The organism is Gardnerella sp. C0026F2 (genome assembly GCF_056590715.1).
The window spans coordinates 77,368-93,050 of sequence record NZ_JBWPWR010000001.1 but is presented as its reverse complement, the minus strand read 5'-3'; the positions used below and the strand labels follow the sequence as shown (position 1 = coordinate 93,050).

General features: G+C 42.3%; 11 protein-coding genes. All 11 read right to left on the bottom strand.

Features of this window, described 5'->3' with window-relative positions:
- Nucleotides 1–247 precede the first annotated feature (247 nt).
- A complete protein-coding gene (ettA, locus tag AC1EK3_RS00270; RefSeq protein WP_004118724.1) occupies nucleotides 248–1,924 on the bottom strand; it encodes an energy-dependent translational throttle protein EttA in 1,677 nt (558 codons plus the stop codon).
- Between the two features lie 153 nt (nucleotides 1,925–2,077).
- Nucleotides 2,078–2,581, bottom strand: a complete 504-nt coding sequence (locus AC1EK3_RS00265; protein ID WP_391496484.1) for a DUF3180 domain-containing protein — start codon at nucleotides 2,579–2,581, stop codon at nucleotides 2,078–2,080.
- Complete coding sequence (locus AC1EK3_RS00260) at nucleotides 2,581–3,816, bottom strand: dihydroneopterin aldolase (RefSeq protein ID WP_480033321.1); 1,236 nt, start codon at nucleotides 3,814–3,816, stop codon at nucleotides 2,581–2,583. Before AC1EK3_RS00260 ends, AC1EK3_RS00265 begins: the two co-directional genes overlap by 1 nt.
- A 275-nt stretch (nucleotides 3,817–4,091) precedes the next feature.
- A complete protein-coding gene (gene ftsH, locus AC1EK3_RS00255) occupies nucleotides 4,092–6,401 on the bottom strand; it encodes an ATP-dependent zinc metalloprotease FtsH (RefSeq protein ID WP_480033322.1) in 2,310 nt (769 codons plus the stop codon).
- A gap of 61 nt (nucleotides 6,402–6,462) precedes the next feature.
- Nucleotides 6,463–7,017: a hypoxanthine phosphoribosyltransferase gene (gene hpt, locus AC1EK3_RS00250; RefSeq protein WP_101886119.1), complete on the bottom strand. Its 555-nt coding sequence runs from the start codon at nucleotides 7,015–7,017 to the stop codon at nucleotides 6,463–6,465.
- Nucleotides 6,992–8,110, bottom strand: a complete 1,119-nt coding sequence (tilS, locus tag AC1EK3_RS00245; protein ID WP_415687825.1) for a tRNA lysidine(34) synthetase TilS — start codon at nucleotides 8,108–8,110, stop codon at nucleotides 6,992–6,994. Before tilS ends, hpt begins: the two co-directional genes overlap by 26 nt.
- A gap of 46 nt (nucleotides 8,111–8,156) precedes the next feature.
- Complete coding sequence (locus tag AC1EK3_RS00240; protein WP_415687826.1) at nucleotides 8,157–9,953, bottom strand: D-alanyl-D-alanine carboxypeptidase; 1,797 nt, start codon at nucleotides 9,951–9,953, stop codon at nucleotides 8,157–8,159.
- 74 nt (nucleotides 9,954–10,027) lie between these two features.
- Nucleotides 10,028–11,683: a hypothetical protein gene (locus AC1EK3_RS00235; RefSeq protein ID WP_415687827.1), complete on the bottom strand. Its 1,656-nt coding sequence runs from the start codon at nucleotides 11,681–11,683 to the stop codon at nucleotides 10,028–10,030.
- 14 nt (nucleotides 11,684–11,697) lie between these two features.
- Nucleotides 11,698–12,591, bottom strand: a complete 894-nt coding sequence (locus tag AC1EK3_RS00230) for an ABC transporter ATP-binding protein (protein WP_480033323.1) — start codon at nucleotides 12,589–12,591, stop codon at nucleotides 11,698–11,700.
- A gap of 154 nt (nucleotides 12,592–12,745) precedes the next feature.
- Nucleotides 12,746–13,972, bottom strand: coding sequence for a glycosyltransferase family 2 protein (locus AC1EK3_RS00225; RefSeq protein WP_391496485.1), 1,227 nt, complete (start codon nucleotides 13,970–13,972; stop codon nucleotides 12,746–12,748).
- Complete coding sequence (locus AC1EK3_RS00220; RefSeq protein WP_480033324.1) at nucleotides 13,969–15,537, bottom strand: AI-2E family transporter; 1,569 nt, start codon at nucleotides 15,535–15,537, stop codon at nucleotides 13,969–13,971. Before AC1EK3_RS00220 ends, AC1EK3_RS00225 begins: the two co-directional genes overlap by 4 nt.
- Nucleotides 15,538–15,683 lie beyond the last annotated feature (146 nt).

The window sequence follows — 15,683 nt, the reverse complement described above, 5'->3', positions numbered from 1 at the left end:
TTCTTTGTTTCACGCCAAGTTGCTATCTAGAACGCTTCATACTCTCTCAATACGTTTCAGCGCACATAAAATTGCAAACTGACACTAATACAAGTTGTATGATACTCGCATATTCATACATCTCAAGCGCAGCATGTGTGATTCTTATCACTTTTAAATAGGAAACTAATTTAACACTCAAAAATAGAAAAAAGTCGCGCAAACTGTAAAATTTATATACAATTTGCGCGACTTATATTCACAAAATCTAGCGAGTGAGCTTACGATGCAAGCGATGCGGACGAGCAGCTTCCTCACCCAAGCGAGCAATCTTATTTTCTTCGTAAGCTTGGAAGTTACCTTCGAACCAGTACCACTTTGCAGGATTCTCGTCGTCACCTTCCCAAGCAAGAATATGCGTTGCAACTCGGTCAAGGAACCAACGATCGTGCGAAACCACAACAGCGCAGCCTGGGAAATCAAGTAAAGCGTTTTCCAAGCTTTCCAAAGTTTCAACATCCAAATCGTTAGTAGGCTCATCGAGAAGAAGTAAGTTTCCACCCTGCTTAAGAGTCAAAGCCAAGTTCAAACGGTTACGTTCACCACCGGAAAGCACTCCCGTAAGTTTCTGCTGATCCGAGCCTTTAAATCCAAAGCTTGCAACATATGCGCGAGTAGGAATCTCAACACCTGCAACCTCAATAAAATCAAGTCCGCCCGAAACAGCTTCCCACAAGTTCTTATTAGGATCCAATCCTGCACGATTCTGATCCACGTAAGAAATCTTCACAGTATCGCCAACAATAAGCTCGCCGCCAGAAAGAGGCTCCAAGCCAACAATCGTCTTGAAAAGCGTAGACTTACCAACACCGTTTGGACCAATCACGCCAACAATACCGTTACGAGGCAGCGTAAACGACAAGTCGTCGATAAGTACACGGTCGCCAAAAGCCTTGTGAATATGCTTTGCTTCCAAAACTTGCGAGCCCAAACGTGGACCTGCTGGAATTTGAATTTCAGAGAAATCAAGCTTCTTGGAATTACGTGCCTCTTGCTCCATTTGGTCGTAACGTTCCAAACGAGCCTTGTTCTTAGCTTGGCGCGCCTTCGGCGAGCTACGCACCCAATCAAGCTCATTCTTCAAACGCTTAGCAAGCTTGGCATCCTTGGCACCCTGGATTTCCATACGCTTTGCTTTAGTTTCCAAATACGTTGAGTAATTTCCCTTATATGGATAAAGCTGACCACGGTCAACTTCGCAAATCCACTCTGCTACGTTATCCATAAAGTAGCGGTCGTGCGTAACAGCAATAACAGCACCCTCGTACTTGTGCAAGAACTGTTCAAGCCACAAAATAGACTCCGCGTCCAAATGGTTTGTAGGCTCGTCCAAAAGCAGCAAATCTGGAGCTTCAAGAAGAAGCTTACATAATGCAACTCGACGCCTTTCACCACCAGAGCACACAGAAACAGGAGAATCCGGATCTGGGCATTGCAAAGCATCCATTGCCTGCTCAAGCTGCGAATCCAAATCCCAACCGTTTGCAGCGTCAATTTCAGTCTGAAGCTTACCCATTTCTTCCATTAACGCATCAAAATCAGCGTCTGGATTAGCCATTTCTTCGCCGATTTGGTTAAAACGCGCCACTTTTTGCGCAATTTCACCAAAAGCCATCTTAATATTTTCTCCAACCGTCTTAGTGTCATCAAGAGGTGGTTCCTGCTGCAAAATACCTACCGTATAACCAGGGGTCAAAGAAGCTTCACCGTTGGTCACATTTTCTAAACCGGCCATAATTTTCAGCAGCGTCGACTTACCCATGCCGTTCGGACCCACAACACCAATTTTTGCGCCCGGAAGGAAGCTTAAAGTAACATCGTCGAGAATTACACGATCTCCGTACGATTTACGCGCCTTAATCATCTGATAGATAAATTCAGCCAAAGTAATATACCATCCTTACAAACGTTGAAATTCCAGCGTTTGTTGCAACTTGCGTCAAAAGCGTTTGATACTTTTACCTACTTAATTCAAGCAAGATGCAACTTAAATAAAACTACGCAAACTAATAGCTAGTAAATACGAGCCTAGCAAATACTAGCATGTTGCTGGCGTACGATTTGACTTATTGACAGACTCAGAATCATCTTCAGGCGGAATCTGGCAGAGCCACTCGCCCAAAATTCCAACAACCATGTCAATAAAGCACACCAAGCCAGCAATAGAGCATTCACGCACAACAGAGTTATACAGAATTATCTCACTGTGTGGCAAACTCATTAACAATTGCCCAACATACCAGCCAGACAAAATAGCACCTGCCATTCCCAATGCCTTCGACAGCATAAGAGCAGCAACAGCAAATTGAGAACTTACATGCTTCTTATTCTTATCTTTGTTGTTGGCAACACTTTGATGAGTTTGCAATGCCATAACAAAAGTTATTAAACCAGCAATCACCATAATTGCAACAACAATCCACGGAGCTCCTGCTAATGACATAGCACTAGACTCTGTTGACGACACTAGAAATGCGCCTAGCACAAAGCCAAACAGTAACCCTAGTACCAAATACCACCAAGGTGTGCGATACGCTTTCATTAACAACCATCCCCTATAAGCCATTGCTCTGAGTATACCCCAACAGTTTGAGCATCAAAAGCAAACACTAATGAGTACGAAACTGAGTTATCGTCCAAAGCAGCATCCGACTCTATCTGCATCCACGGCATAAGTTCAGGCGCCTTAGGGTCAACCGTCACCATTTCCGCTAGTTGTTGTGGCAATTTTTCTGCATCAACAGTTCTTGTGTCAGCAGCAGAAGCACCATATGAACGCGTACCCAGCACTCGCACAGTCACTTTATCTTTATACAAAGTAGCAACAGCGCGAAGCAAGCGAAGCAGCTCATACTCGTCACCACCCGAAGACAGAATAAATACAGCCGCGTAATAATCAGCATCAAGCATATTGGCAACATATAATGCCGATACACCGTCAACGCGAGATTCTCTATCCTGCTCGAGCATTGCAACTATTCTCAGCATAGCAGAACGCGTGTCTTGTTTCGCGACACCCTTCATAGAAATCACTGCGGTTGTTTGTAACGGAGTTGGACATATGCGGAACAAAGGAGACTTAGTTTCTCTTTTAACAAGCTCATTGCCATAATTGGCACTTTTAGATTCATCGCCACAAGAGCACTGTGAATCTCCATTATTTTCATAATCATCTGCGAAAGAATTTGCAATATCGACAGCAGCTTTAGCAGCTGCAGCAGCGTCTTCATCTTCTTTGCGTTGCTTTTCTTTTCTATCTTCCTCAATAAGAGAACGATAGTAATCTGCTATTTCGCCTTCCTCAAGATCGTCAACCGATACGCTTCCACTGCGAACAGCAACATGCGCAAGAGACTCAGGAACTACACGCCGTTCCGAATAATTTAACTCTTCTCTAGAAACGCTATTCAAAGTAACACAAACATCGTCAACAGTGCTTTTCATGCCGTAATATTCGCTTCTTAAAGCAGCATGAACAGTAATATCAGCCTCACTAATTTGCCAAGTGTGCATAGCAGAATTTAAAACAGATTTAGCAATAAGTTCTAAAGCTATAGCAGGATGCTCCTCAATCTCGCTATCTTTTTCGCAACGTTTAAGCATAAAAGCAAGACGCTCAGCAATTTGAGGAATATCTATTGCGTTAGTCTCATCTCCGTCTAACGCATTACTCAAATTAACTTTTAAAACAGCATCTATATAAATAGAAGAATATATTCCAATGACTATTGAGTCACCGCTTGGGCGAATACCCTTCAAACTTATGGTCGTATTCATAATCTCATCTTCTACTCTCTAATAAAAACAATTTAAAATTTCAATTATTCGTTTATTTATCTTTTATTACTCTTGCCTATAAATACGCAAAACTAATATTTTGATATATTGTACTCGATATAAATCAACATGCTTAATTTTTTGCATATAGCACTAATTTTTATTATTAAATTCTTAGAAAAATAAAAATAAACGCTGACAGCAATAAATTATATTGTTATCAGCGTTTATTAATAATTTTATTTTATCTGCTTTTTAGCACTGTATTTACACTATTAAGCACCAAATTGAGTGCCGTCATTTTGATTAGTAGGCGGATTAACTGGTGGTTTAACAGTTCCAATAACAGTTCGAGGAGCAGGTGCAGGAGTCTGAATAGACGTATCAACAGGCATCTGATCAGACTGCTGGTTTTCTGAAGTTGCGTTATCGGAAGATTCAGAAAGTTCAGAAGCTTCACTCTGCTCATTCTTACCTTCAACGTTGCGCTTCAAACTTTCTGGAATTTCAACAGGAGGAAGATCAGAATCTGGTCTTCTATCGTCCGAAAGCCAAAGAGTACGCTCAGGAGCCTTACGGATCTTACTGAAGATTTCCTTAAGCTCCTTCTCGTTAAGAGTTTCCTTAGCGAGCAACTGACGAACCAGCTCATCCAATACGTCACGATTATTGTTAATAATCTCCCACGCTTCAGTATGAGCAGTTTCGATAAGCTTATGAACTTCTTCATCGATTACTTCAGCAGTACGATTCGAGAACTTACGAGATTGCAAAGAATCGAGTGAACCGGAAGAATCTTCGTCAGCATCCATCCACTTAACAGCTCCAAGCTTTGCCGAGAAACCATATTCAACAACCATCTTACGAGCAATGGCAGTAGCTTTCTCAATGTCGTTAGAAGCACCAGTTGTTGGATCGTGGAACACAACTTCCTCTGCTGTGCGTCCGCCCATAGCATATGCCATTTGATCCAGCAATTCGTTGCGAGACTGCGAGTAACGGTCGCTTGTTGGCATCACAGCAGTGTAGCCAAGTGCGTGACCTCGCGGCAAAATCGTTACTTTAGTAACAGGATCTGTGTGGTGCAACGCAGCAGCAACAAGAGCATGACCGCCCTCATGGTAAGCAGTGTTACGCAATTCATCCAAAGCCATGCCCTTAGACTTACGTCGAGGTCCTGCTTGAACACGATCAATTGCCTCATCAATAGCGCGATTATCGATATATTGAGCGCCAGAGCGAGCGCAAAGCAACGCAGCTTCGTTAAGCACGTTAGCTAAGTCTGCACCAGTAAAACCAGGAGTACGCACAGCAACCATATGAAGATCAACATCCGGCACAAAAGGCTTACCCTTAGCGTGAACCTTCAAAATTGCCTCGCGACCTTCCAAATCAGGAGCCTCAACAGCCACCTGACGGTCAAAACGACCAGGACGAAGAAGTGCGGAATCAAGCACATCTGGACGGTTTGTTGCGGCAATAATAATCAAATTAGTGTCGTTGTCGAAGCCATCCATCTCAACAAGCAGCTGATTAAGTGTCTGCTCGCGCTCATCATGACCACCAGTCATGCCACTTCCACGGCGACGACCAACAGCATCAATCTCATCGATAAAGATGATTGCAGGAGCATTCTTCTTAGCTTCGTCAAAAAGTTCACGAACACGAGACGCGCCCAAGCCTACGAACATTTCCACGAAGTCAGAGCCAGCCATTGCATAGAACGGCACACCAGCTTCGCCTGCAATAGCACGAGCCAACAAAGTCTTACCAGTTCCTGGAGGACCATAAAGCAGCACACCGCGCGGAATGCGAGCGCCCAAAGCCTTGTAGCGCGAAGGATCCTTCAAAAAGTCTTTAATCTCTTCAACTTCTTCAACAGCAGCTTGTTCACCAGCAACGTCAGCAAACTTAGTTTTAGGAGTCTGACCTTCGAGTAGCTTGCCACGGCCACGTCCGCCGCCCATGCCAAGCATACTTCCGCCGGCACCGCCTATTCTGCTAAACATGAACCAAATCATGCCAAGGAAGAACAATATTGGAACAAGCGAAGTAATCAAATACGAAATAATGCTAGATGACTGTAAGCTAGCAGTCCAGCCGTTAGAAGGCTTAGCTTTTTCGACTTCTTGTACAATTGATCTACCTTGTGCATACGCGTAGTAGAATTGCACATCCTTGCCAAAGTCACGATTTTGCTTACTTCGTTTATCGAACTTCTTAAACGGACTATCAAGCGTAAGCTTAACTAACTGTTTGTTGTCAATGATTTCCACATAACTTGCTTTATGAGATCGCACTAACTCAATACCATCCTGAGTATCGATAGTTTGCGATCCGTTATGAACAAACATTTGGAATCCGACAACTGAAAGCAACACAAGAAGCACAATCCACGTCCATGGCGATTGCCAGAAGGAACGACGATTGTTGTGGTTGTTCTCGTTATTTTTATTATTCTTACCCTGCTGACCGTTGTTTCGCTGATTCCTAGGGTTGCGTGGATTTAAAAACGGATTATTTCCGTTATTTCCACGCCCAGGACCGCCCATTGGGCCTTGCGGTGTCATAGGAGAAGCGCCCATGTAATAAGGCTCCTTTCAAACTCCTCAATTTATATAAAAATTCTGAATAGAATCTATAAAATCAAGCACCATACACTGATGGCTTTAATACCGCAATACTATTGAGATTGCGGTAGCGTTCGTCGTAGTCCATTCCGAAACCAACGACAAATGCATCAGGAATTTCAAAGCCCGAGTAGTCGATTTGTACGTCTACTTCGCGACGTGCAGGCTTACTGAGCAATGCAAAAACTTTTACACTTGCAGCACCACGACCTTTTAGCTCATCTACAAGCCAAGCTAGCGTGCGACCGGAATCAACAATGTCCTCTACAATAAGCACATCTCGACCGCGCACGTCAGTACTTAAATCTTCGCGCACAGTAATTTGTCCGCTAGTTTGAGTGCCACTGCCGTAACTAGACAAGCTCATAAAGTCCATTGATGCGTTAATGCTTAATTCTTGCGAAAATACAGCAAGAGTATTTACAGCACCTTTTAGAACTGCAACAAGCAAGACATTACGGTTTTTGTAATCTTCGCTTACTTGTTTAGCAACTTCACGAATACGCTTCATAAGGTCTTCGTGGCTAATTAATTCATAGTCGATGTCATCTCGTATATCTGCAATTTGCATGTTCACTATCTTTGCATAAGCGAATGACGATATTGCGCGAAAGCCGAGTCGCTTCGTAATAATTTGGCAACGAAAAAGGCTTCTGGCCATGCCATTTTGTACATAGCTCGTCCACTGCAGATATGTGACTTGACGAGAAACGCAGACCAAGCTCACTTAACGCACGCACTATAATTCGTCTACGAATTGATGGATGATATTGCGCTAATTTATCAGCTTTTAACCTAACAGTTTTCGCATTTTTATCAAATTCCATAACTTGTGAACTAGCTTCGTCAACTTGAGAATTAATGTAGTCAAGATCGTCTCTAGCTATTTCAGCTCCACGAGAAAGCAAAGTAACCATATTCGCATTAAAAAATCGCGAAATATAAGGCATTAACGTGTGTCTAACTCGAGATCTCAATGGATAATTTTCTGAAAGTTCCTCATTTTGCGAAATATCGTCACCATTTGTAGGATCATCCCACCATGAAATGCCTAAATCCTCGCAAATACCAGTAGTATCTTCTCTACTAAGCTTAATAAGAGGCCTTGCAAAAAGCACGTTTTGACGCACTGTTACTGCTTTCATGCCAGCAACTGCTTCTAAACCTGCAGAATCTTTTAGCCCCATCATTACAGTTTCTGCTTGATCATTTGCAGTATGAGCTAGAAGCACGGCTGCAGCTTGCTGCTTTTTAGCAACATCAATAATTGCTTGATACCTAGCATTTCTAGCAGCAGACTCTTCGCCTTCTCCCGAATCTTCAACGTTCACAGATTGAATATACACGTACTTTTCATCTATTCCAGATTGCAAACAATGCTTAGCAGCAGTATTGGCAATTTCAGTTGAGTGTGGCTGCAAATGGTGATCTACTATTACGACACCGCAACGAATACCCCTACTTGCGCACACAATCACGCTCAATGCTGTAAGTGCAAGAGAATCTCTACCTCCAGAGCACGCAATAAGAACCAAAGGAGCATCAACATCTGTCGCGTGGTTGCCATGTTCGGAAAAACGCGCGTCTTGTGCACACAACGAAAGTTCGTCAAAACAATGCTTGATTGCGCCAATTCCTGCGCGTATGCGAGAAGAATACACCATAGCTTCTAGTGTAGCGCGCTAATAACGCTAAATTGCAACTCATAAATCATAGTTTTGGCAATTCTGCCATAAACTTATTAATCGCTACGAACGCTCCCCAAATATCAGCTGGCTGGTTCGCAACAACAGCGAAAGTTAGTACTCCACCACTTTTCCTAGATACATTACCAACCATAGAAGTAACTTCACTTAAAGAACCAGTCTTTACGCGAAGCATACCTGCAGAAGATTCATCCGCCAAACGCTTTCTTGCTGTTCCAACTAAACCAGGAAGAGACAATCCTTCAGCAGCTGCAGCACCTCCAGAATCGGCTTTAATATTAAGCACCTGTACTTGAGCTAGCGTTGTTGCGCGCAACCTTGATTTTGGAGACAAGCCTGAGCAATCAGACATGTGCAAACCGCGTATATCGATATTGAGCTTGCGCAATCCCTCTTTTACTGCCTGAACTGCACCTTCCGGAGAGTTGAATTTGTGAGTTGCAAGCGCAGTCAAACGACCAAACTCTTCCGCCAATGTGTTGTCTGAAATACGAAGCGTATATGCCATTATTTCGTTTAAAGGTGCAGAAGAAACTTGTGCAATTAAACGCGAATTAGATGATATTAACGATTTAGTTTCGCTCACCGGTATTACAAGATTTTCAGATTGTGCAGATTTATTTTCATTTTCAGAATCTTTGTTATTTTCAGAAGAATCATCTGCAGATGAGTCTGAACCGGAATTTTTTTCGTCAGAAGTGGTTTTATTAGAATAATTACTTATAACTATTCCTTGTTTGCTTAATAATTTAGCAAAAACACGACCAACACTTAAAGCAGGATGAGGATCAGAAAGCGGAAAATCTGTCATAGCGTCAGCGTCAACACCTTGCACTGAAAGGTCACGCTGACGAGCATCATCTATAGCCAAAGATGACGTTTGAGCATAAAAGCGTCGTTCAACATCTGTTTCATAAATCAAATCAGGAGCACGTTTTGCGCCAAACAATGAGTCATCAACAGCTAATGAAACTGTGTGAATATTTTCAAGTTTCAGCGCGTTGGCTGTTCTTCTCGCTAATGTTGTTAAGCCTGCTCTGCCATTAACATGGTTCCAATCGTTTTCTCCAACTCCAAGAAGCATGTCACCATTGCCGCGAAGCACAAGCTTTCTAGCATTCGTACTAGAAGCTCGCTCTGGCTCACCGCCTGTTTTCGGCAACAAAAATACTTGAGTATCAAGAGTTGAACCCATGTCGAGAGTGCGAGAAGCCACGCTAGCAGTTAAAGTTTTAAGCGTTGACGCTGGCTCTCTTAAAGCATTTGGCTCATGTGAAGCAACTACTCGCCCATTAGCATCCATAATTACTGCCGAAGTGCTGCTACTCATAGAAGCATCGGAAACCAACTCGTCAATAAGTTTTTGAGCTTGCGAATGATTTATTTCTTTACCATAAGTCACGCCTTTAGCTAGGGATTTAACTCGCAAAAGTGATTTAGGAGAAGAAACAGTTACAGCATAATGTTGGCTTCGCAACGTCAAAGGACCGGGAAGAATATCATATACGTCAAGCAAAAAATAAGTAAAAATAATTGCTGCACTAACTATAACTGCTATAAATGCAATAAGTAATCGCCAACGAGAAGGATATTGGCTTCTTAAAACCATAGCAGCGTATTTACTTTTCTTCTGTGTGCTACTTGGTTTAATCTCAATCTCACTGATTGGTTCAGATTCACTACTTGGTTTAGGTTCAATACTTGCTTTAGGCTCGATACTTTTGTTGGGTTCGCCGCTTTGCGTCGGCGTGCTCGCATTAGGAGTATTTAAGGCATCGTTTGAGCCTTTACTACTTTCCATGCGAGCACACCTTTAAATCGATTGCAAATACCGCGCTTAACTATACATTGCGCTTGCAACAAAGCGTGCGTAAGTTACGCAGTAATAGACGCGAATCTGCGCAAGTTTTCTACAATGCGAATCATGCGCTTGTCCATCACTTTGCCGCCAAGAATTACGCCAACAACCAGCACAACCAAGCCGTTTACTATGAACAGAATGCTTGCAATCCACAAAAGATTCGGGTTAATAGCCAAAAACGCCATAGCTGCAGCAATAGACGGAATCATGCATACTGCAGCAAGAAGCGTAAAACCTATTGGAGCAAAGGATCTAGCGCCTGCAGAACCTTGCGGCCTAGAAAATGGCTTTTCGATTGACGCTACAGGGTACATTGCAATGCACGAAGAAATTAAGCCAATGCCTATGGAAGCAAAAGCTATTCCAATTGGACAAAGAGTTTGGAATATAACTGCATTCACATTTTGCTGAACATTTACTACGAAGAAAAGGAAAACGTAAACCCCTACTCCAATAATCGCGAAATAAACAGCGCAAATCACTGACCAAACTATTGCGTTCGCTAAGCGATCGTGCACGCCTTTTACTCCAATAATCGCGTGCATAGTAAAAGCTGTGCCATCGTATGCAATATTGTTTCCAACAACCATGCCCATAAGCATCGCAGCATACATCATCCAGCCAGAAATACCTAAGTTATCTGTTAGAGACTCAAATCCTTTAGCATTAAAACTATTTCCTCCTGCGATTAGCAGCATAAAAAGCGGCATAAGAAGCAAAAATAGCTGACGCATATCTCTTCTCATAACGCTAACAATTCGCGCAATAATCGCACCGACTGTGTTGTCTGGAACAAGTGCAAACAAGCCGATTCCCTTAGTTTTAACAACTGTTTTTTGCTCACCGCGAATAAGCTTCGGCTCTAATTTTGCGCAAAATACAGAGATTGCAAAGCAAGCAGCAATCGTTACAACGCAAATAAAGAAGCGAATAACAAGCGAAAGCCAATTGCCATTAATTGCATCGAGCGGCAAGGCCATAGCTGCACTTAATGGCGTAAAAGCGGACGCAGCACAGAAACTTGAGCTGATTTCAATTGAGCTATTTGTGGCTTTGCTATTCGCACCCATACCAGAAACAAAAATCATGTACACTATAAAAATAACAACGTAAAAAATGTTTCTTGAACGCTTGTTTATTAAAATAGTATCTAAAAGCTCAATAAGCATTTTACTTAAAGACACGATTGTTGCAACATAAAGCGGAGCTGCAATTACGCTTACTAAAACCGGCACAATTCCAAAGTTTCGGTACGCTAAAGACCACAAAGCAAGTGCGATTGTGAAGCTTATTGAAAGCGCTCCAAAAAGAGAGCCAAGAAGCATACCTGCTTGCTGTTTTACGTAAGGAATGCCGTAAAGCGCAAAGCTACGCGATTTTAGTGTTGTGTCGCTGCCAAACATAAATATGTTTACAAACAACGTAAAAATTGACACAATCGACGCAACCATTATTGGAGCAACTTGGAATTCCCGCCATTCTTTAGCGTCTGCGAGTATTCCCGGATTAAGATAATTGCCTGTTTTCCAGCCTGCAAAACCAAAAGCGCATATGATTGCAAGTCCAAAAACAATTACTATAGCAAAACCAATTTTTTGCCAAATTGACTTTCGCATAACAGAAAAAGTAAGCGCCCAGCGAAGGCGAACCATTGTAAAAATCATAGACATTACGGTTCTCCTTTTTAAGCGTTGAGATTGGCGGAAGATGCAGGAGCATTATCAGATTTACCGCCATTAAGCCAGTCGATGCGTGCAGCCGCGTGACGTCCGCCAACAAGCTCCATAAAGCGATCTTCAAGATTCTTACCTTGAGCAACTTCTTCAAGAGAGCCAGCAGCCGCAACATGACCTTCGTTAATAATCGCCACGTGCGAGCACATTTTTTCGACTAATTCCATAACGTGCGAAGAAATAATTACCGTGCCGCCAGTAGAAACGTACTCTGCGAGAATATCCTTCAAATTCGCGCTAGAAACAGGGTCCACTGCCTCAAAAGGCTCGTCCAACACAAGCACGCGCGGGCTATGAATCATAGCTGTTGCAAGGCAAATCTTCTTAGTCATACCAGTTGAATAGTCAGAAACCATAGTATTTGCAGCTTCTGTTAAGTCGAATGCAGAAAGCAAGTCGGTCGCGCGACGAACAGCCTCAGCGCGGCTCATCTCGCGAAGCATGCCAGCGTAAGTTAAAAGCTGAAGGCCGGTAATCGTCTTAAAAATCTCGTCTGCTTGAGGCATTAAACCGATCGCGCGCTTAGCGCTATTTACGTCGCTCCAAACATCGTTGCCAAAAATCGAAGCCGAGCCAGCATCTGGCATAAGCAAGCCTGTAAGCATCTTAATCGTAGTGGTTTTGCCAGCACCGTTAGGGCCTACCAATCCATAGAAAGAGCCTGCTGGAATGTCTAAAGAAAGATTATCTACAGCAACTTTCTTGCCAAAAGTCTTAACAAATCCGCGAATAGAAACCGCTGGAACATCTTCGTTAGTAGCGTCGTAAGTGTTTACGCCAAAAACTGGAACGCTGCTAGCAAAAGTATTTCCGGACGGATATTCAGACGGGACAGAATCTACCATAAAAACCTCGCAGTATACAGATAAACGCACGCAGTACACCACATTAATTGCGCAATCGCACGTTTATATCAAGATTTCTATTATCTCATACTCGCAATCTTTGCGCAATCACAACGCCATCAGCCGCCGCACACACCACACTAAACACAAGCACTCAGCGACCGGTATGCTGAATCGGCTTCCACTCGCTCTTTGAGAAAATAGCTTGGAACGCAATAGGCACGTACGAAAGCATAAAAATCGGGAAGCTAAGAGCGTACGCAAACAGCTCCTTATTCGTTGCGCCAAGCTTATCGTGTTCGACCAAAATAGTGAGCGACACAAATATCATCATGCCTAAAACGCTTGTAACAGTAGTTGTAATGAAGTTAATCATTGAATAGATTTGACTCATCCATGTTACAAATCCAAATGCAGCAAAAATAAACCCAAGTATTATTCTTGCAACAGCCAAAACCATAAACGGGAAAAGCATAAGCGTAAAATCAACCGACGAAAAATCTCTTTCGCGAATACCATGTCGAATAAGAGCTGCTCCATAGTAACGAAATACTTGCAAGAATCCCTTGCTCCAGCGAAGACGCTGCCTCCAACTCTGCCTAAACGACACAGGCTGTTCGTCATATAATACTGCAGAACCGCAATATCCAACTTTGTCTCCGTGAAGAATAGCGTCCATAGTAAATTCAAGATCCTCAGTAAGAAGATGGAATTTCCATCCGCTATTTCTGTGCATAATCTCACGCGAGAACATGAATCCAGTTCCACCAGCATGGCAACTTGAACCGAATAGCATTCGAGAGTTGTTAGTAAATCGCGATTCTCGAATAAACCAAAGTGCAGAGCCGGAAGAAACCCAATTATCTGAAAGATTCACGGAATTGCGGTAGCTAGTTAAAATTTGATATCCTGCGTGGAAACCTTTATTCATTTCCTCAAAATAATGCGGATCAAGTTTATTGTCTGCATCGAAAACGAAGTATGCGTCATAAACTTTATCTGCACCAATTTTCATAATATGGTCGAGAAGATAGCTGAGCGCATAACCTTTACCAATATGCTCTTTATCAAAACGTTCGACTACGTTGCATCCACAATTGCGACCAACTTGTGCAGTAGAATCAGTGCAATTGTCTGCAACAAGCCAAATATCAATAAAATCTTGCCTATACGTTTGAGTTTGAATGCAATGAATAAGATTACCTATAACAGCTTCCTCATTACGCGCAGAAATAAGCACAGCATAATGCTTATCCATTGGCGCTTCAGGAAAAACAACAGGTTTAGCGAATAAAGATGCAACGGCACAAACACCTTGATACACAACACCGCTTATGCCAATAAGTATTACTAGTACATCAAATATTGATAGAAGAATCATCGCTTCCATCCGCTCCGTGGATTACTTTTTACGTTACTTTTACTATTTTTTGTATTTTTTGTATTGCTTACTATTTTAGACTCACCTACTTGCAATTTTGCTTTAGGAGAATCCTTATTTTCAGAATTTACTTTACGATTCGCAATATCTTTATTTACAGCATCTAATATTTCGCGCGAAATCGGCATTGTTTCCAATACGTCCGTTTGATCAGAATCATTAGAGGAAACTTTGCTGCTATTCGCATCGTCAGAGTCTGACACATAAGCTTGCTTATACCAATATAAAATATCTTCGTTCAAAGAAACGCGAGAGCTTGTGCCTTTCATTACGCGATGAACACTTTCGCTCATTGGATTCATGAACTTACGACCAATCGCTTCAACGCAACGAACAATAATAGAAGTATGATCAGGATGAGGATCGTTCATAAGCGGAGAAGAAACTAAACTATATTGCTTCGTGCATACTCTGAAAATCGCTTGCAAACTTGCAGTTACAGGCAAAGCCAAAAATGCTCCAAGAGCACCAAATACAGCGCCCATTACAAGAACTGAAATAAAAGCTACTGCAGGATTCAAATCCATAGTCTTTTCGGAAATCTTCGGCGAAATAACCATGTTTTCAATTTGTTGATAAATCGTAATAAAAATTAATGTTGCAACAGCTGCACCAAAACCATTGGAACCCCACGCAACCAAAATAGGCAAAGCTCCACCCAAATAACCACCAATTGTAGGCACAAACTGCGAAACAATTCCGCAGAATAAGGATAGCGGAAGCCAATACGGTATATTCATCACAATAAGGAAAATTGCGGTACCTACTGCGTTAATAGCTGCCAAAATAATTCGCGAAAACAGGAAGCTCGAAATCTGCTCTTGAACAACTGACCAAATAAATAGGAAACGACGCTGAGCTTGCGGATTCATCCAACGGCACATGCTACGACGCATAGCTGGACCTGCTGCAGAAATGTAATACGTAACCATAATAATGGTGAGCAAATCAAGCAGAACAGTCATCAATCCCCATGTTGTGTTAAGTGCTTGACCAGCAAAATCAACAACCCAAGATGTTTGCACATGCTTCAAAATTTCCATGCCAAGCTGCTCAATATTAGGCATTTTAAAACTGGTATAGTGAAACACAAAATTCGCAAATTGGTTGTATAAATCAGGCAAGCCCATAACCATTGAAACAACCTGTTGAGCAAATAAATTACCGAACAAAGCAAGTAGCAAACTAATTACAACAAGCAAACCAGTTAGCGTAAAACCAGAAGCAACTCCTCGCCTCCAGCCGTGCTTAACTAGTCGAACGACAAGCGGTTCCATTGCGAGCGCAATAAAAACAGAAATCACAACATCAAAAACAATGAATGAAATACTATTCCAAGCGAACCATAAGAAGATAGACACAAAAGTAACAATTGCAACGTAAATAAGTGCACGCCCCAGCCAATCTGGCGGTCTTCTATCGTCGCCTTTGGCAGGGAAAAGTGAAGCTAAATCTAGCTTATTTTCACTTCCATTAATATCCTCATGCATTTCATATTCATGCATTTCTTGCTCTTGATAATCCATAGACACTATTGTAACTGCGCGAACTGATGAATGCGAATTAGCGGCATGTAGTATTAATTTATTCGCATCTACTCTATTACTCGTAACATTATGTAACACAAACTTAACGAGATATTCGAGTCGCT

Bases quoted from the DNA above. Each gene is read 5' to 3' on its own strand.
- AC1EK3_RS00230 (WP_480033323.1), bottom strand. From the start codon at position 12,591: ATGGTAGATTCTGTCCCGTCTGAATATCCGTCCGGAAATACTTTTGCT.
- AC1EK3_RS00260 (WP_480033321.1), bottom strand. From the start codon at position 3,816: ATGAATACGACCATAAGTTTGAAGGGTATTCGCCCAAGCGGTGACTCA.
- ftsH (WP_480033322.1), bottom strand. From the start codon at position 6,401: ATGGGCGCTTCTCCTATGACACCGCAAGGCCCAATGGGCGGTCCTGGG.
- hpt (WP_101886119.1), bottom strand. From the start codon at position 7,017: ATGCAAATTGCAGATATACGAGATGACATCGACTATGAATTAATTAGC.
- AC1EK3_RS00265 (WP_391496484.1), bottom strand. From the start codon at position 2,581: ATGAAAGCGTATCGCACACCTTGGTGGTATTTGGTACTAGGGTTACTG.
- AC1EK3_RS00235 (WP_415687827.1), bottom strand. From the start codon at position 11,683: ATGTCTATGATTTTTACAATGGTTCGCCTTCGCTGGGCGCTTACTTTT.
- AC1EK3_RS00220 (WP_480033324.1), bottom strand. From the start codon at position 15,537: ATGCATGAATATGAAATGCATGAGGATATTAATGGAAGTGAAAATAAG.
- AC1EK3_RS00225 (WP_391496485.1), bottom strand. From the start codon at position 13,972: ATGATTCTTCTATCAATATTTGATGTACTAGTAATACTTATTGGCATA.
- AC1EK3_RS00240 (WP_415687826.1), bottom strand. From the start codon at position 9,953: ATGGAAAGTAGTAAAGGCTCAAACGATGCCTTAAATACTCCTAATGCG.
- tilS (WP_415687825.1), bottom strand. From the start codon at position 8,110: ATGGTGTATTCTTCTCGCATACGCGCAGGAATTGGCGCAATCAAGCAT.